Source organism: Nocardia sp. NBC_00881 (genome assembly GCF_045207455.1).
Lineage (GTDB): Bacteria > Actinomycetota > Actinomycetes > Mycobacteriales > Mycobacteriaceae > Nocardia.
Window position 1 is genome coordinate 8,091,365 of record NZ_CP108798.1, and the last position, 17,373, is coordinate 8,108,737.

Here is a 17,373-nt window from a genome sequence, read left to right on the forward strand (position 1 = left end):
GGTCGCAACCGCGAGCGAATAGGTCGGCGCTTAGTTTACGGCGTCGCCCCGAACCCTATCCCGCTGGTGCGTGGGGTTTCGCTTCGAGCGCGTGAGATATCGCCGGAAATGCGGTTTGCCGCCAGTTTTCCGGACAACAGCGCGGTCGGCACACCGACGCCGGGGGTGGTGCCGCAACCGGCGATAACCACGTTGTCGCTGGAGCGGGGAAAATTACTCGGCCGAAATGGCCCGGTTTGCCGGAAAAGGTGTGCCGCGGAGAACGGAGTGCCGGCCAGCATCCCCTGATCGAGCCAAGTCCGCGGCGTGTCGAGATGGTCGACGGCGAAGTGCCCGGTGATGCCGTGGTATCCGCGTGCCTCGAGCACGGCGAGTAACTCGCGCAGGTAGGCGGGCCCGATCCGCACCCAGTCCAGCGGCGCCGCAGCCAGATTGGGGCACGGCGCGAGCAGGGAAAACGGCTCGTACCGTCCATCGCCCCGGTCGATGAACAGGCTCGGATCGGTCAACGCGGGCCGAGTGAGCAGCAGTGAGGGATCGCTCATCAGCGCGCCGCGGCCGCGGCGCCCGGTGATCTCGGCGAACGTGGCGTCCCAGGCTTGGCCGAACTCGATGGTGTGATGTGCTCGCACCGGCCAGGTCTCGGCGACCGCGGTGGGCACGGTTCCGTGCGCGACGACGGCGGAGGGTGCGGCGCGCAGCAAGCGTCTGCGCCGCACACCGAATCGTTCGATCGACCCGAGGTCGGCGGTGAGCACGAGCGCGTCGCAGTCGAAGGACCGTCCGTCGGCGGTGCGGGCGCGCCGGGCTCTACGGCCCGCGTAGTCGATCCCGACCACTTCGGCGCCGAGCTCCAGAGTTCCGCCCGCGTCGGTGAACGCCTGGGCCATCGCCGCGGCGATCGCCCGCATGCCGCCCTCGGGGAAGTAGACGCCCAGCGAGGTGTCCATGTGCGGTATCGCGCCGTACACGGCGAGCGCGTCGGCGGGCGGCATGCCCGCGTACAGCGCCTGGAAGGTGAACAGGCGCGCCAGCCGCGGGTCGCTCAGGAACCGGTGCACCCGGGAGCCGAGCCTGCCGAATCCGCCGAGCCGCACCAATTCGACCAGGGCGCGGCGCTTTTCGGATTTGCGAACCAAGTCCAGCGGCGAGTCGAAGTTGGTGTCCATGAACTCGGTGAACTCGGCCGCGTAGATGCGGGCCAGCCAGTCGCGCAGGCGCCGGTAACCGCTCGCCTCGGCAGGGCCGCAGGTGCGTTCGACCTCCGCGGCCATCGCGTCCGCGTCGGCGAACACCCGGATGTCGGCGCCGTCGGCGAACCTGGCGTGATAACTGGGCGTCAGCCGATGGATGCGCAGCGCGGGGACACAGGTCTCCGGGCTCCGGTCGACCGCGGCGAGCGCGTCGGTGATCAGCTCGGGCAGCGTCAACACGGTGGCGCCGGAGTCGATGTCGTAGTCCGCGCTCCGGTAGCGCCCGACCCGGCCCCCAGGATGGTCGGCCCGCTCGAGTAGCGTGACCGTGCGCCCGGAGCCGGTCAGGTACAGCGCGGCGGACAGCCCCGCCAACCCGGCGCCGACGACGACCACACGATCGGTCGGCCCCGCAACGGTCTTCACCCGGCTCTCCTTGTCATCGCCGCGGCGCGCGGGCCGCCGCCGCTCATGTCTCCACCTCGCTGGCGCTCGGCTGCGCCATGACCGAGAACTCGGCTGTGTTCATTGTTCGCTCGCTGCGCTCGCTCATGCGGCGCGCTTGGTTGCTGCCAGCGCCATCGCGCGCAACCGTTCTTTCGCGGCGGGAGTCGCGGTGCTGGTCTCTATGGCGGCCAGGCCGCTTTCGGTGAGTTCGGCGATCCGGCGCTCCACTTTGTCGACCGCGCCGAGTTCGGTGAGCACCGCGCGTAGGCGCTGCACGTCGTCCGCGCTCAGGTCGGTGCCGATGCTGGTGCGCAGCAGCTCGCCCGCGGCCGGGTCGGTGGCGTCGGCGCGGCGCAGCGCTTCGGCCAGCAGCACGGTCCGCTTGCCTTCCCGCAGGTCGTCGCCGGAGGGCTTGCCGGTCACCGCCGGGTCGCCGAACACGCCGAGCAGGTCATCGCGCAACTGGAAGGCGATGCCGATATCGGTGCCGAACGTACGATACGCCTCGACCAGGCCCTGATCGGCGTCGGCGATGGCGGCGCCGAGGTGCAGCGGGCGTTCGACGGTGTAGGCGGCGGTCTTGTACCGATTGATCCGCAAGGCGGCCGCCACCGATTCGTCGGCGCCCGCCTCACCGTGGATGTCCAGCAGCTGACCGCCGAGCACCTCGGTGCGCATGCATGCCCAGACCGGCGCGAACCTGGCGATGGCCGCCGGGTCGAGGCCGGAGGCCTGCACCATGTCGTCGGCCCAGGCCAGCGCCAGGTCACCGATCAGGATGGCCACGCCGGCGCCGAAGTGCGCCGAGTCGCCCGTCCACCCGTGCTTGTGGTGGCGCTGCTCGAAGTCGACGTGCACGGTCGGGAAGCGCCGGCGAGTGTGGGAGGAGTCGATGATGTCGTCGTGCACCAACGCGCAGGCCTGCACCAGTTCCAGCGCCGAGCACACGGTGAGCACCGCCGTCGCCTCGGGGCCATTTGAAGCGCCGCCCGCGCCGAGCCACCCGGTCCACGCGAACGCCGGCCTCGTGCGCTTTCCGCCGCGCAGCACGAACAGCTGAAGCGCATCGACGGCATCGACGAAGACCGGTCCTAGTCGCTCGATTATCTCGCGGCGAGTCAGGAAGAACGCGGTCAGGGCGCTTTCCACGGCGGAGACGAAGGCAGGCGTGCCCGGCTGCGGCACACCGGCATGCGGCGTCTGGGTACCGATTCCGGCAGACAGGGGGGCCTCCAAGGTCGTGCGGTGGTGGCCGCGCGGGAGCGCGGTTCACGGGTGTCGGCGGCGCGAGTGATTCGAGGCCGAGCGGGGGATGGTCGCGCGTTTCGCTCGACGTGGCGAACGTGCTGCCTGGTCCGAAGAATACGCGGGGCGCCCGAATGACCTGACGGCGCTGCCGCCGGTCACCTCTACACTGGACCGGTGACTTTCGACAACGTGCGGGGAAGCTCGACCCCTGGCCGGCCGTCCCGGACGCACCCGAACGTCTCTGGAACACCGTCGGTTGTGCAGAGTCTGCGGGACCACGCGGGGAGCGCGGTGCCGTTCTCTGTGGAGTTCAATCCGCCCCGGGACGCCGCCGCCGAGGCGCGGTTGTGGCGTGCCGTGCGCCAGTTCGAGTGCATGCACCCCGCGTTCGTGTCGATGACCTACGGTGCGGGCGGTTCCACCCGTGACCGCACCGTGCGCATCACAGGAGAGCTCGCGCAGGAGACCACCCTGCTGCCGGTCGCGCACCTGACCGCGGTGGAGCACAGCGTCGCCGAGCTGCGTTCGCTGGTCGGCGCGTACGCCGACTCCGGGATTCGCAACATCCTGGTGTTGCGCGGCGACCCGCCAGGCGATCCGCTCGGCGAGTGGCACAAGCATCCCGACGGCGTTTCCTACGCAGAAGAGCTGGTGCGCATCGTGCGCGACCTAGGTGACTTCCACGTCGGCGTCGCGTCGTTCCCGCAGGGCCACCACCGCTCGCCCGACCTGGCAACCGACACCACGTTCCTGGCCGCGAAACTGCGTGCGGGCGCGGAGTATTCGATCACGCAGATGTTCTTCGACGTCGAGCACTACCTGCGCTTGCGCGACCGGGTCGCGGCGTTCGACCCGGTCGAGGGCGCCAAGCCGATCATCCCCGAGCTGATGCCGATCACCTCGCTGCGCACCGTGCAGCGTGCCGAAGAACTATGCGGCAGGCCGCTGCCCGCCGCCGTCCTGGAGCGGTTGCGCAAGGCAGCGGGCGACGGCTCCGAGGAGAACGCCGCCGCGGTGCGCTCCGCCGGCATCGAGATCGCCACCGAGATGGGGCAGCGGCTGATCGACGAAGGCGCGCCCTGTCTGCACTTCATCACCCTCAACTTCGCCAAGGCGACCAGCGAGGTGCTCACCAATCTCGGCTACGGCGTCACCGCCGCACCGATCAGCGCCTGAGTCCTCGCTTCCGGCGGCGTGGCCGCCCGAATCCGGGCCCAGCGCGACGAAAGCCGGTGCGGCCGCCGCGCCCAGACCGATGAGCGTGATCGACGACGATCCGCCACCGAGACGAAGTGATGCTCGTCGAGCCAGTATCGGTGGTAGCCCCATCGTTCGGCGTGCCGCGCCAGCTCGATCGCGTTGCGCAGCGCCTGCTGCGGTGTCGATCACGCGCTGATCGGGGACGGGTCGAGGACTGATAGCGGAACGGTCATGCGGCCCGCCCCTGCGTCGGGTCCTGTTCACCCGCCTCGATGGCCACCCGCAGCCGGTTCTGCGCTGGCGCTACCGGGCAGGTCGCGAAATCGGTGAAAGCGCACGGCAGGTTCGCCGCCCTGTTGAAGTCGAGCGACACCGTGCCGTCCACCTCTGGTGCGCCCACGGCCAGTGAGCGTGCCACGGGGTAGGTGGTGACACCACTGGTGGCGTCGGTGAACAGCAGCCGCAGGTTGTCCGGGGTGCCGAACGCGACAGCCCGCTCGGTGACCTCGCCGACGGTGAATTCGATGGTGCCCGAGGCGATGTGGTAGTGCTCCAGCCCGTCGACCACCGCGCCGGTGGTCACTGTCTGCTGTTCGTCGAACGGCGTGAACCGGCCGGACACCACCCAACGTGGATTGGGCGCGTAGGTCGGGATGCCGTCGAAGCCGAGCAGATCCGGCGCTGCCGGATCGTGTACACGGACGGCGTAGCGGCCGGTCCGGCGGATCACCTCGAGCACCCGGTCCTCATGCAGCACAGAAACTCCCGGCGCACCCTCGGCGGGCCGGACGATCTGCACACCCGCGATGCCGCGGCCGTCGTACTCCAGTCGGTCGGCGGGCTGTGCGGTGATGAAGACTTTGTCGTCGGTGACCCACCAGGTGCCCGGCACGTCCGGCAGCCGCTCGGGCCGGTCGGTGAGCCAGTGCAGTCCGGTCAGACTGAGAATGCCGACCGGATCGCGCAGCTGGTCCTCGCGTGCGTGGTGCCAGCGCGCCCACTCGATCTCGAAAACGCTGGTGATGCTGGTGGTCATGACGCTCGGGCTCCTTCGTGGGCGGTGGTGCGATGGTGGGTATGGCGCAGGCTGGGTGGTCGCACGAGGTGACTCCCTCGGCGTGTGAGTCGTCGCGCTGGCGCTTCGGAGGGCGTTCTCGAGCGCGTGCTGGGTCCGGACCGCCTAGCCCGGCTTCGCCGGGGGCGGCATCCGGTGTGGCGAACGCACTCATGACGGAGTCCTTCTGGGGGAACGAAAAGACAGCGCCGGGAGCGGCGGTCGCATCACCCGGCCAGCGACGGGTGCACGGGCTGACTGCGGGAGGATCAGCTACGACAGCTCGCGGAGGTGACTGTGCACTGGTCGATGTGGCGACGGCCCCAGTGCTGGCCGTGGGCAGGGATGATCACTTCAATTCCTCCATCGATCCCGGCGGAAGCACCCGCACCCGGTGACCGGGGGGTTGCTGCGACGTCGATGAGCCAGGTCTCTCGGTCGCTCTGGATGGTTGATGCCGACCCTCGGTCAGCCGATCCCAGGGTCGAGTCGAATTATCATGCCCAGTAAGTTGGCTCTGGAACAAGAGAAGTAATCACCGTGAACGTAGACCTTGCTGCTCGCGGATTCATCGGATCTTTGTAGTAGCCAGATGTGCGCTGATGCCAGGGGTGAACATCTCCGTCGCGTAAGCCCGGGGAACGGGTCGCCGAATGTCATGAGTCCGATGCAGCATACGGCCTTTGCCGGTGGTGGGAGACCACGGCCGCGCGCGTGCGACATCGGCCTGTACCGGTTACTCGACCGCGGCGGCGTTCTGCCTCGACAGCACTCCTTCTACGTCGCCCGACGGTGGCGGGAGCCCCTTTGCCAGGTACCGCTTCTTCCCGCCGACGGTCGGCGTCACCGCAGTCCCGTGACCGTCCGGCCGCGCGGAACGCGTCCTCCGCCGCGGGGTGTGCTTTCGGCGGGGCCCGCTACCCGGTCGCCGATCCGAGTGGGCGGCCTTTCCAGCGCAAAATGCCCTGGCGGCGGGCGCGGCGCGAGCGCGCCCACAGCAGAAGATACGCCCCGATCGAGAGCGGATGCGCTAGGGCGGCAACGACGTCCGTGCCCGAGAGCGGGCCGCCGGTCTCCGTGGAACGGGCAAGCAGCCTGCTCGTGACGGCGGCGAGATAGCCGAGCAAGCCCATGCGGCGGACCGCGCCTTTGCCGAGCATCGCGGCCGCCGGTGGCACCCAATAGGTCACGGCGGCGAGTAGTGCCACCGCCGCCCCGCCGGGAACGGTGCCGCCATAGGCCGACCACAGCCAGCGGGTGTAGCCCGCGTCGAGTTCGGCCGCGCCTCGGTACATCCTGGTTCGCGCCATCGGCCCCGCGGCCACCACTGCGGTGGAATGCTCGGCCCGGCGCAGAATCCGGGCGAGATCGAGGTCTTCGGTCACAGCCGCGGCCACCGCCGCGTGCCCCCCGATGGCGCGGTAAGCGGCGTTGTCGAACACCAGGAACTGGCCGCAGGCCACCGCCGTGGACGGACGCGGGCTGCGATTGGCGGCGGCGATGGGCAGCGTCGTGGCCCAGGACCAGCACAGCAGCGGTTGCACCACAGCTTCGGCCACCGACCCGGCCAGCTGCAGCGGCCAAGGCGACACCAAGCCGACATGCCGCCTGCGCAATTCGCCGACCGCCGCCGCGATGGCGGCGGGCGCGAGGCGCACATCGGCGTCCAGGAAGACCAGCACCGGCGTGTGCACCTCCTCGGCCAGCCGGGCGCATGCGGCGGCCTTGCCGGTCCAGGCGGGTGAGGGTTCCGACTCGGTGCGCAGCAGGGTGAATCGCGGGTCGCCGCCGATCGCCGCGCTCGCGGCAGCGGAGGTGTCGTCGCTCGACGCGTCGTCGAGGATACGCACGGACATGCGCGGGATGCGCACCTGGACGCGCAGATCAGCGATCAATCCGGGTAGGCGATCGGCCTCGTCGCGTGCCGGGACGCACACCGTGACCGGCTCGATCACTGTCGTAGGCGTATCGACCAACCGGCGTACGGTGATTCGGTTGTACAGGGCGATTCCCGCGCCCAGCGCCGCGAGCGCGGCGGCGCACGTCACTGGGATCGACGCCGTGGGCGACGTATACGGACGATCGGCACTCACCATGTGCGCCACGCTATCCCGGCGCACCGACCAACCGCTCAGCGATTCTGTGTCACCGAGCGCCACCAGCGGCTCAGGGAGAAACCGACTTCCGGTGCGCCGGGCGCGGCGGGGTTGCGATCCATGTATGCCATAGCGGCGATGATGGCGGCCACGGCCAGGGTGATGCCGCCGACAATGCCTGCCCAGCCCGCGAACGAGCGGGTGTTCGGATCGGCGTAGCTGACCTCGGCGCGCAGCGTGGAGACGTCGCCGGGCGGCAATTTCCAGGACACGATGTTGTCGCCCTCGCGGCTGCCGTTGGTCTTCGCGACGCGGGCCGGGAACGCGATGGTGAACTGCACGTCGGAACCGTGCGGCGGAACAGATTTCAGATCGACCCGGCCGGTGAGGCTGACCAGGTCGCCGGTGCGCTGGAACTGCAGCTGGAACATCCCCTGGGTCTGCTCGGACAGCTGCCCGAGCTGCTGCACCTCACCGAACGACAGATCGTCGAAGAACACCTGACTGCCGGTATAGCCGTCCTGCGCGTACGCCTCCACCCGCACCTTCGCGGCGAGCGTCTCGGGCGCCTTCAGCTGCGGGCCCTTGTCGTTGGGGTCCGCGGGCACGACGGCGGCTACGATCCGGCCGGAAACCCGGTCGTTGGACGACAGACCCATCGAGACCTGGACCCGCAAGCAGCCCGCGAGTACCGGGGTCAGCAACGCGGCGAGCAGCACGGCCGCGGCGATGCGCACGCCGCGGCGTGGTGTCCGCCGCTGCGGAAGTACCGGGGCATCGGGCATCGTGGTGACGGGACTCGGCTGCACGGGTGTCATCGTGCCAGGCCAGATGCCCGGAATGCCACGCGACGGTCGCAATCCGCGCGTCGGTGTGGCGCGGCCGGCGCATCGGGTCAGGTCAGCGCCGCGTTCGGGCGGACAGAACCAGCAGCGGGACGCCGAGCACACCCATACCGACAAGGCCATACCACCCGGAATGCGGAAGGCCCAGGAACGCCACGTGGGCAAGCGCCGATCCGAGCCAGGTCCACAGGAACATCGCGGCCGGGACGGCGACCGTGGTCACGCGGCCACCGGCCTGCGGTGCCGGGGCGGCATCGGGCGCCGCGTGCTCCCACACCGCGAGCAGACCGGCCATGATGAGCGCGACGCCGAACCACCCCAGATAGTTCGTGTACGGGATCGGGCCGAGGCCAGGCAGCCCCGAGTCGGTGTCGCACCAGGTCCAGTGCGCGTCGGCGACCATCTGCGGGTCGAGGAACAGGTCCCAGCCCGCCGCGCCGACCGCGGTCAGTGCGATCCGCGAGGCCGTTCGCCGGGACACCATCCCGGCCACCACCCACACCGGGTATACCCCGCCGGTCCAGGCCAGCGCGACGATCAGTGGCACCCCGAACAACGCGGGACCGAGACGGTCGAGCGCGTACTCGTAGCAGCCGAACGGCACCCCCGTCGCCGTGCCGACCACCTCGGCCAGCAGTCCGAGCCCGGAAACGAGCACCAAGAACCCGACGGCGTAGCGAATTCCCCGGATTGCTGTGGCATGGGCCAGCGCGGTTCCCGCGGAGAGCAGCACGATCACGACCGTGATCCGGTCACGCGCGTCGCCGGAGGTCAGCGGATAGCCGATCTGCGCGCAGACCGTCAGCGCGGCACAGGCCAGCGGCAACAAATGGCGCGCCGAGCGAGGTCCGAGCGAGTGGTCGGGGCCGGTCCCGGTGGTTTCCGCCTTGTGGTCGAGCGACGGCTCGGCCGCCCCGAGGCGCCCACTCGGTGTCGGCGGATCGGCCGGGTTCGTCATCGCCCGCGCCACCGTGAGAATCGACGACGGCGTAGGTCGCGGAGGGCAAGGGCGGCAGCCGTGCGGCCACTCGCCCCGGAGACGCCGCCACCTGGATGGGTTGACGCGCCGGTCAGGTACAGCCCAGGGGCGCCGGGTACCCGCTGCCCGGACAGCTCGGGCAGCGGTCGCCACAGCATCATCTGGTCCAGCGACATCTCCACGTGCATGATGTTGCCGCCGAGCAACCCGAGTTCGCGCTCGAGGTCCACCGGTGTCTGCACGTATCGACGCAGCACCGAGTCGGCGAAACCGGGTGCGTACGAGTCGACTTCGGCGATGATCCGGTCGCCCTCCCGCTCGGCGTGCGCGGCCCAGTCGCTGCCGTCGGCCAGGCGGTACGGGTGCCACTGTGCCCACAGCGACAGCTGATGCTCGCCGGGCGCGGCGATGCTCGGGTCCACCGCGCTGAAGCTCATCGCCAGCACCACCGGCCTCGGCGGTAGCTCCCCGGCCACCGCGGCACCGTGCGCGCGACGCAGCTGTGTTCGATCGGACACGAGAAATTGCAGGCCATGCGCGGATTCGTCGGTCGAGCTGCCCGAGTAGCGCGGCAGCGATCCGGTGGCGACGCGCACCACCATTCCGATGCCCGGTCCGACCCGAATCCGCCTTCGCCAGTCGTCGAGCACCTCGCCGTCGAATCCCCCCTCGCGCAGCAGGTCCAGGGTGGTCAGGACATGGGCGCCCGCGACAACGATGTCGGCGTGCAGGCTCCGGCCGGATGCGGTGCGCACCTGCCAGCGGTCGCCGTCCCTGTGTAGGGCATGAACCGCGTCGCCTGCGGTCACTACGCCTCCGTCGGACCGCAGCCGCGCCACCAGCGCCGCGGTAAGCGCGCCGCTGCCGCCGACCGCGCGTCCGGGCGGTAGCGTGTGCATAAGCGCCGCGAACCCGACCATCGGCGCCGTGCCCGGTTCGGACATGGGCGGCCCCGACTGTGCTCCGAACCAGGCCAGCGATGCTTTCAGCCGCTCGTCCTCGAAAGACGCGTCCAGCAAGGCGTCGCCGGATTGCAGGAACTCGTGCGAGAGCGCGCTCCCGCCGCGTGTCGCGTCCAAGCCCCAGAACGACCGCACCAGCCTGCCCGGCGTCGGCGCGCCCCCGAACGCCCGCATCACGCTGGCGCTGCGCGGACCCCATACCCGTACGAACCGGCGATACGCCGCCGCCTCCCGCGCGCCGCAGGCCTGTGTGATCGACGCGCAGGTCGACTCCAGGTCACGATGGAAGACGATGGCCGCGCGGCCATCGTGCGCTGGCGTGAAACCCCAAGGGTCGCAATCGATGTATCGCAGCCCGAAGTGGGCGAGCTCGAGCTCTTCGATGATCCCGGTGTGCCGGATCATGATGTGTGCCGACGAACCGCGATCGACTTGATGGCCCGGGAACCGTTCCACCGTCGACACGGCGCCGCCGAGCACCTCGTCGCGTTCGAGTACCTCGACCGCGTGCCCGGCGCGCGCCAGATAGCACGCGGCGACGAGGGCATTGTGGCCCGAGCCGACGACGACTACCGTCACGTGACCCTCACAACGGCAGCCGCCTGCCGAGGATCGCGAACGGCCGATTGTCGCCTGTGAACACGAAATTCCGCACCACGTCGGTGAATCCCTGCCTGCGGTAGAGCCGCCAGGCGCGGTTGTCCTCGCGGTCGACCTCCGGCGTCGACAGCAGCACAGCGCGCTCGGTCCGTCCGCGCAGCAGCCGTTCCAGCAGCGTGGTACCGATGCCGAGGCCTTGCGCGGACGGATGCACATGCAGTTCGGTGAGCTCGAAATAGTCCGAGAGCAGTTCGCGCACGGAGTGTTCCGGCCAGCCGGAGCGGCGCATCCCGCTGTGTACCTGCTGGTGCCACCACTGGTGGGCGGCGCCGTGGTAGCCGTAGGCGATCGCCACGATGGGGGCGGAGCGCAGATCGACGAGACCGGCGTCGTCGGGCACCACGGCCGCCACCGCCTGCCAACCAGGCCGGGTGGTGTGCTCGGTCCACATCGGCGCGCGGTGATGCTCGGTGCCGCGGGGATAGTCCATGGCCGCGACATAGACCGCCAGCGCGTCGTGCAGCCGGGAGCGCAGGTCCCTGACCGAGAGGTCGACGACGGCGGGTGCGGGGGTGTGATTGGGCTTGACGGCGGTCATGGCTCTCGTCGGCCGCGCGGGCGCGGAAGTTTGTCGGTGGGCGTCTCTATATTCAAGCTCAATTCAAACGTTCGAATACCTGTTCGGTCCGCGCGGTGCTGGAAAGCGGTGGGGCGCGCCGCCCCAGCGCGGGTACGGGCCACGGTGTGCGATTGTGGAGGGACGGCTGATGTCTGGTCGAGTGGAAAATCCGGGGCAGCCCGGCCGGGCCGGCAAGCTGCTGCAGCGGGCGGACGGTTTGCTCATGCAGGCGGCAGGGGAGCGGGATCCGCGCGAACGGTTCCGCACCGCCTACCTGGCCGCGCTGCGCGGTGCGGGTGCGGTGCTCGCGCTCACGGGCGCCGACGCCGCGCCGCGGGCGCGCTCGCGCAACGCGTGGGTGCTCATGCAACGCGCCGCGCCCGAGTTCGTGATGTGGTCGGACTACTTCAGTGCGCGCTCGGAGGTCCGCGCCGCGCTGGAGGCGGGACTGGACCGGGATGTCGACGATCGCGAGGCTGATGAGTTTTCTTCGCGGGTGGGCGCATTCCTCCATGACGTGGAAGATCTGGTGTCCGCATCGGCCAGGTTGCGACCCGCGCCGGGGTGGACCGGCGGCATGACCGCTTAGTTATCGGCGAGTAGGTGGTACGGCCCTGATCTAACTCGTATCATTGGTGACAGATAGCCGCCAAGGTCGGCTATCTGTCGCCTACCCGGAGGCGACAGCCACGTCCTAGTGCCGGGGGAGGTACCGTGCCACTCTCCGAGCACGAGCAGCGCATGCTCGAACAGATCGAGAGCGCTCTCTATGCTGAGGATCCAAAGTTCGCCTCGTCCGTCCGCGGTGGACGGCTTCGTTCGACCTCGAGTCGTCGTAGACTCCAGGCCGCGGCGTTGTTCGTCCTCGGCCTGTTTCTTCTGATCGCCGGCATCGCGGCACCCGTGAAGCCCGGCGGCTTCCCGATCATCAGCCTGATCGGGTTCATCGTCATGTTCGGTGCGGGCGTGCTCCTGCTGCTCGGCAACTCCAAGAGCACCGCCAAGAACGACCGGTCGGGTGGCGCCGCCGCCTCTGGAGGCCCGAGCGGCGGATCGAGCGGACGCGGGCGCCAGCGCAAGTCCGGTGGTTTTTCCGAGCGTATGGAAGACCGGTTCCGGCGGCGGTTCGAGCAGGAGTAGCTCGCCCCGTGACCTGATATAGGCATGAGACGGCGACGCCGCACCGAGAGGTGCGGCGTCGCCGTCTCATGCCTGCCTTCAGTGGTCTCGCTGATGATCTTCGCGTGGGGGAATTCCGAGCTTCCCCACACCTCCCCACATGCATCCCCAACACCCCCACGCACCCGCCGGGTAGTGCCGCGCGAGAGAGTTTGCTGGGTGTTTTCGGAGGTTTGGTCAGCGGCCTGCGCGTGTCGGCAGAACTCGCAAGAAGTTCTCCACCCCGGTGATAGCTGGGATGACCTGCGGAATCGTCTGGGCGGGGAGCCAGATCACCGCATGTTTCGATTGAAAGTGGGGGAAAGTGGGGTAATGTGGAGCGCGCACTTACTGAAAGGGCCGACCAGCGAGGTGATCGACTAGGGAGGTATCGAGATGTTTCTCGGTACCTACACACCGCGCTTGGACGACAAGGGGCGACTCACGTTGCCTGCGAAGTTTCGAGACGATCTGGCGGGAGGGTTGATGGTCACGAAGGGTCAGGACCACAGCCTTGCCGTGTACCCCAAAGAAGAGTTCACCGCGCTCGCCCGGCGGGCCGCGGCCGCGTCTCGAAGCAATCCGCAGGCACGCGCGTTCGTCCGGGCGCTCGCGGCCGGAACGGACGAGCAACGTCCGGACGCGCAGGGTCGGATCGTGTTGTCGGCCGACCATCGTCGCTACGCCAACCTGCAACGGGACTGCGTGGTGATCGGCTCGGTCGATTTCCTGGAGATATGGGACAAGCAGGCGTGGGAGTCCTACCTCGCCGAGCACGAGGAGGACTTCTCGCAAGCCAGAGACGAGTCGCTGGGCGGAATCTTCTAGCCCTGAGCGAACGAGTGCCGCGCGGTCTCTGCCCGGGCGCGGACCCTGACGTACTTCCCCGACGCCAGGTGCCGAGGTTCGGTCAGAGACCACGGGGCATTCGTATCCGTATCAAAAGCACTGTGTATCAAGGCGACCCATGTGCGGTGCGCGACGACGCGAGGCAGGACTCCGGGAGGTCGAGGTGAACCGTGAACAGTACGGCCCCGGCCATGTTCCGGTTCTGCTCGAGCGGGCCGACGCGCTGCTCGGTCCTGCCTTGGGTGAGCCGGGCGCGGTCTATGTCGACGCAACCCTGGGGCTCGGCGGGCACGCCGAGCATTTCCTGCACACCTACCCGAACATTCGCCTGGTCGGCCTGGACCGCGACACCACCGCGCTGAAGCTGGCGGGCGAGCGGCTCGAGCCGTTCGCTGATCGAGTCACGTTGGTGCACACCCGCTATGACGGCATTGCCGACGCGCTGACTCAGGCGGGGCTGTCGACCACCGGCTCGGTCTCGGCGATCCTGATGGATCTGGGCGTCTCGTCCATGCAGCTCGACGAGACCGACCGCGGCTTCGCTTACTCCGTCGACGCGCCGTTGGACATGCGGATGGACCCGACGACCGGTCCCACCGCCGCCGACGTGCTCAACACCTACAGCCACGGCGACTTGGCCCGGGTTCTGAAAACCTACGGGGAAGAACGCTTCGCGGGCCGGATCGCCGCCGAGGTGGTCCGCCGCCGCCGACAGAAGCCGTTCACCACCAGCGGCGAGCTGGTGGAAGTGCTCTACGCCACGATCCCCGCGGCGACCCGCCGCACCGGCGGGCATCCGGCGAAGCGCACTTTCCAGGCGTTGCGGGTGGAGGTCAACCGGGAACTCGACTCACTGCGGGAGGCATTGCCCGCCGCGCTCGCGGCGCTGCGGATCGGCGGCCGCATCGTCGTCATGTCCTACCAGTCGCTGGAGGACAAGGTGGTCAAGCAGGAGCTAGCGCCGCGCACGGTGTCCAGGACCCCGGTGGATCTGCCGGTCGAACTACCCGGCATGGGGCCGGAGTTCCGGATGCTGACCCGCGGTGCGGAGAAGGCGACCGAGCAGGAGATCGAGGAGAACCCGCGGGCGGCTCCGGTGCGGATGCGCGCAGCGGAGCGGATTCAGGAGGCGCGGTGAGGAACCATCGCGCAGCGCCTTACCGCGCCGACCGGGTGCGGGTGTCCCGCAAAGACGCAGGAGGCGCGGTGAGGAACCATCGCGCAGCGCCTTACCGCGCCGACCGGGTGTGGGTGTCCCGCAGAGACACAGGAGGCCGGATGAGACAGCATCACGCTGCGTCGACCCGGCGTCCCGTGCGGACAGAGGAGGGGAACCGATGAGCGTGCGGACACGGACCGCCGATGCGCCGGGCCGGATCGCCCGGCGGGTTCACGATGCCGAGCGGGTGAAATCCGGTGCGGCGCAGCGGGCTTACGCCCGGCGGCGGATGCGCGCCGAAGGCCGTTCGGACCGGGCGGTTCTGCCCGCCATGCGGCGCTCGGCGATGGCCGCGCGCATCCCGTTCGTCACGGCCATCATCGCACTGCTCGGCTGCGGCCTCGCGCTGACTCTGCTACTGACCACCCGTGCCGCCGAGGACAGCTACCAGCTCGGCGACGCGCGAGCGACCAACCGGAAGCTGGCCGACGAGCGCGCCGCGCTGCAGCGAGAGGTGGAGGCCGCCGACTCGGCGCCGGAGCTGGCCGCGCGAGCGCGCGAACTCGGCATGATCCCGGCCAAGGACCCGGCCCGCCTCGTCATCGCGCCGGATGGCACTGTCACGGTGATCGGCAAACCGACTCCCGCCCAGGGCGCTCCGGTGCCGCCGCTGAACGTTTCGCCGTCGGCGCAGCCGAGTAGCGTGCAAGCTCGGGGCGAGCGGGTGGTCCCGGTCACCACCACGCCTGCCGTGCCTGCACGGGACCAGACGAACACGGGGCAGCAGAACGACGTCCAGGTGAACGCCGCGCCCGCGAGTCCGGGCGGTCCGGCGCAGACCGGTCCACTGCCCGCCGAACCGGCGCCGCCGCAGGCAGCGGGCCCGCAGCAGCAGGCGGAAGCGTCGCCGCAGGCGGAGGCGCCCCAGCCGGCGGAGGCGGAGGTGGAGGTGGAGGCACCACAGTCGCCGGTCGAGACGCCGCAGCCCCAGGCCGTACCTGACGGATCTCCACGATGACGCAAACCAGGCCGGCGCCGCGCCGGCGCCGGCCCGCCGCGTCCGGTGCCGGCAGACCGCGCCAGTCCGCGCCGCCCGCCTCGGAGGGGCCGCTGCGGCTGCGCCTCGGTGTCGGCCGGGTGGTCATGCTGGTCGCGCTCGCCGTCGTCGCGCTGCAACTGCTGTGGGTACAGAGCGTCGCGGCGCCGGGACTGTCAGCGCAGGCTGCCAGTCAGCGCACCACCCACCAGCCCGACCAGGCGACCCGCGGGCCGATCACCGATCGCAATGGCAAGTCGCTCGCCTTCACCATCTCCGCCAAAGCCTTGACTTTCCAACCGGTCCGGGTTCGCAAGGAGTTGTCGGACGCCAAAGCCAAGAGCGACAGCGCGCCTGATCCGGATGAGCGCTTGCGTGCCATCGCGCGCACGATCCACGAGAAGCTCGGTAAGGACGCGCCCGCGGAATCGGACTTGCTCGCGAAGTTGCGCAGCGACGAACAGTTCGTCTACCTCGTCCGAAATGTCGATCCGCGAATCGCGGCGGAAATCACCGAGAAGTTCTCGCAAGTGGGCTCCGACCAACAGAGCATCCGGGTGTATCCCGGTGGCGCGCTGGCCGCGAACGTCGTCGGCGCCACGGGGTGGGACGGCCACGGCCAGGTTGGACTCGAGTCGTCGATGGACTCCGCGCTGGCCGGTACCGACGGGTCGCACACCTACGATCGCGGTTCCGATGGCGCGGTCATCCCCGGGAGCTGGCGAGATGAACAGCCGGCGGTGAACGGTTCCGCCGTCGAGCTCACCTTGGACTCGGATCTGCAGTACCACGTGCAGCAGCAGGTGCAGCAGGCCAAGGAGATGTCCGGCGCGAACGGCGCGTCGGCGGTCGTCCTCGACGCCAAGACCGGCCAGGTGCTCGCGATGGCCAATGACAACACCTTCAACCCGGCGCTGGGACCGCAGAATTGGGCAGGCGCCGAGTTGAACAATCCGTCGGTGTCGGACGTGTTCGAGCCGGGCTCGGTGAACAAGATCATTACGGCGTCCGCGGCCATCGAGTACGGCTTGACCGATCCCGACGAGGTGCTTCAGGTTCCCGGTGAGATCCAGATGGCCGGCGTCACCGTCCACGACGCGTGGTCACACGACGTAGAGCCCTACACCACCACCGGCATCTTCGGCCGGTCATCCAACGTGGGCACGCTGATGCTCGCGCAACGGGTCGGCGAGAACCGATTCGCCGACCTGGTGAACCGGTTCGGGCTGGGCCAGCGCACAGGGATCGGCTTGCCGGGGGAGAGCCCGGGGCTGGTACCCGACCGCGATCAGTGGTCAGGTGGCACGTTCGCGAATCTCCCGATCGGACAAGGCCTCTCGATGACGACGTTGCAGATGGCGAGCATGTACCAGGCCATTGCCAACGACGGCGTGCGCATACCGCCGAGGATCGTCAAAGCCGAGATCGCACCGGACGGCAGGCGAACCGAGGAACTACAGCCGGACGGGGTGAAGGTGGTGAATCCGAAGACCGCAGCGACATTGCGGACGATGTTCCAGGCGGTCGTGCAGCGTGACCCGATGAACGCCAACCAGAACGGCACGGGTTGGCCCGCGGCCATCACGGGCTACCAGGTGGCGGGCAAGACCGGTACCGCGCAGAAGGTCGACCCGGATTGCCAATGCTATTCGACGTCGTCGTTCTGGATCACTTTCGCGGGTATGGTCCCCGCCGACAATCCGCGCTACGTAATCGGCCTCATGCTCGATGCCCCCGAACGCAGCTCCGACGGCAGCGGTGGTGGTTCGGTGGCTCCGCTGTTCCACAACATCGCCTCGTGGGCGCTACAGCGGGATCGCATTCCTCCGTCACCGGAGCCTTCCAAGCGTTTCGTCCTGCAGGCGGGGTGATTCGGCTACCCCGCACGATCCGTGCTCACCCCCGCCTTGCCGGGGGGCTCTTGTGTG

Annotated in this window: 15 protein-coding genes, 1 pseudogene and 1 riboswitch; of the genes and pseudogenes, 7 read left to right on the top strand and 9 right to left on the bottom strand. The window is 69.3% G+C overall.

Features of this window, described 5'->3' with window-relative positions:
- Positions 1-35 precede the first annotated feature (35 nt).
- Positions 36-1,619: a phytoene desaturase family protein gene (gene crtI, locus OH799_RS34450; protein WP_406273188.1), complete on the bottom strand. Its 1,584-nt coding sequence runs from the start codon at positions 1,617-1,619 to the stop codon at positions 36-38.
- A gap of 123 nt (positions 1,620-1,742) precedes the next feature.
- Positions 1,743-2,876: a polyprenyl synthetase family protein gene (locus OH799_RS34455; protein WP_406273190.1), complete on the bottom strand. Its 1,134-nt coding sequence runs from the start codon at positions 2,874-2,876 to the stop codon at positions 1,743-1,745.
- A gap of 186 nt (positions 2,877-3,062) precedes the next feature.
- On the opposite strand from OH799_RS34455, the gene OH799_RS34460 reads away from it, so the two are divergent.
- Positions 3,063-4,064, top strand: coding sequence for a methylenetetrahydrofolate reductase (locus tag OH799_RS34460; RefSeq protein WP_406273193.1), 1,002 nt, complete (start codon positions 3,063-3,065; stop codon positions 4,062-4,064).
- A 60-nt stretch (positions 4,065-4,124) separates the two neighbouring features.
- Here the strand turns inward: OH799_RS34460 and OH799_RS34465 are convergent.
- From OH799_RS34465 to OH799_RS34495, 7 genes and pseudogenes are all read right to left on the bottom strand, one after another.
- Positions 4,125-4,321, bottom strand: a pseudogene (locus OH799_RS34465) (LLM class flavin-dependent oxidoreductase); the annotation flags it as partial.
- A complete protein-coding gene (locus OH799_RS34470) occupies positions 4,318-5,124 on the bottom strand; it encodes a DUF1684 domain-containing protein (RefSeq protein ID WP_406273195.1) in 807 nt (268 codons plus the stop codon). The gene OH799_RS34470 and the pseudogene OH799_RS34465, both read right to left, overlap by 4 nt.
- A gap of 378 nt (positions 5,125-5,502) precedes the next feature.
- A riboswitch (SAM riboswitch) is annotated at positions 5,503-5,596 on the bottom strand.
- Between the two features lie 463 nt (positions 5,597-6,059).
- Complete coding sequence (locus OH799_RS34475) at positions 6,060-7,238, bottom strand: glycosyltransferase (RefSeq protein WP_406273198.1); 1,179 nt, start codon at positions 7,236-7,238, stop codon at positions 6,060-6,062.
- A 35-nt stretch (positions 7,239-7,273) separates the two neighbouring features.
- Positions 7,274-8,023, bottom strand: a complete 750-nt coding sequence (locus OH799_RS34480) for an LppM family (lipo)protein (RefSeq protein WP_406282855.1) — start codon at positions 8,021-8,023, stop codon at positions 7,274-7,276.
- 115 nt (positions 8,024-8,138) lie between these two features.
- Positions 8,139-9,041: a carotenoid biosynthesis protein gene (locus OH799_RS34485; RefSeq protein ID WP_406273201.1), complete on the bottom strand. Its 903-nt coding sequence runs from the start codon at positions 9,039-9,041 to the stop codon at positions 8,139-8,141.
- Positions 9,038-10,603, bottom strand: coding sequence for a phytoene desaturase family protein (locus tag OH799_RS34490; protein WP_406273204.1), 1,566 nt, complete (start codon positions 10,601-10,603; stop codon positions 9,038-9,040). Before OH799_RS34490 ends, OH799_RS34485 begins: the two co-directional genes overlap by 4 nt.
- A gap of 7 nt (positions 10,604-10,610) precedes the next feature.
- On the bottom strand, positions 10,611-11,222 hold the full coding sequence (locus OH799_RS34495; protein ID WP_406273207.1) for a GNAT family N-acetyltransferase: 612 nt from the start codon (positions 11,220-11,222) through the stop codon (positions 10,611-10,613).
- A 169-nt stretch (positions 11,223-11,391) separates the two neighbouring features.
- Here OH799_RS34495 and OH799_RS34500 point away from each other — a divergent pair, with 169 nt between their 5' ends.
- From OH799_RS34500 to OH799_RS34525, 6 genes are all read left to right on the top strand, one after another.
- Positions 11,392-11,832, top strand: coding sequence for an SAV_6107 family HEPN domain-containing protein (locus OH799_RS34500; RefSeq protein WP_357272235.1), 441 nt, complete (start codon positions 11,392-11,394; stop codon positions 11,830-11,832).
- A gap of 125 nt (positions 11,833-11,957) precedes the next feature.
- The gene (locus tag OH799_RS34505) at positions 11,958-12,383 is read left to right on the top strand and encodes a DUF3040 domain-containing protein (RefSeq protein WP_406273210.1); all 426 of its coding nucleotides are present in this window, start codon (positions 11,958-11,960) and stop codon (positions 12,381-12,383) included.
- Positions 12,384-12,797: 414 nt separating this feature from the next.
- On the top strand, positions 12,798-13,229 hold the full coding sequence (gene mraZ, locus OH799_RS34510) for a division/cell wall cluster transcriptional repressor MraZ (RefSeq protein ID WP_039797118.1): 432 nt from the start codon (positions 12,798-12,800) through the stop codon (positions 13,227-13,229).
- Between the two features lie 184 nt (positions 13,230-13,413).
- Positions 13,414-14,388 carry a 16S rRNA (cytosine(1402)-N(4))-methyltransferase RsmH gene (rsmH, locus tag OH799_RS34515; RefSeq protein WP_406273214.1) on the top strand — a complete coding sequence of 325 codons (975 nt, stop codon included), beginning with the start codon at positions 13,414-13,416 and terminating at the stop codon, positions 14,386-14,388.
- A gap of 199 nt (positions 14,389-14,587) precedes the next feature.
- The gene (locus tag OH799_RS34520; protein WP_406273217.1) at positions 14,588-15,427 is read left to right on the top strand and encodes a hypothetical protein; all 840 of its coding nucleotides are present in this window, start codon (positions 14,588-14,590) and stop codon (positions 15,425-15,427) included.
- Positions 15,424-17,316: a peptidoglycan D,D-transpeptidase FtsI family protein gene (locus tag OH799_RS34525; protein WP_406273220.1), complete on the top strand. Its 1,893-nt coding sequence runs from the start codon at positions 15,424-15,426 to the stop codon at positions 17,314-17,316. The genes OH799_RS34520 and OH799_RS34525 overlap by 4 nt, the downstream gene beginning before the upstream one ends.
- Positions 17,317-17,373: the final 57 nt, after the last annotated feature.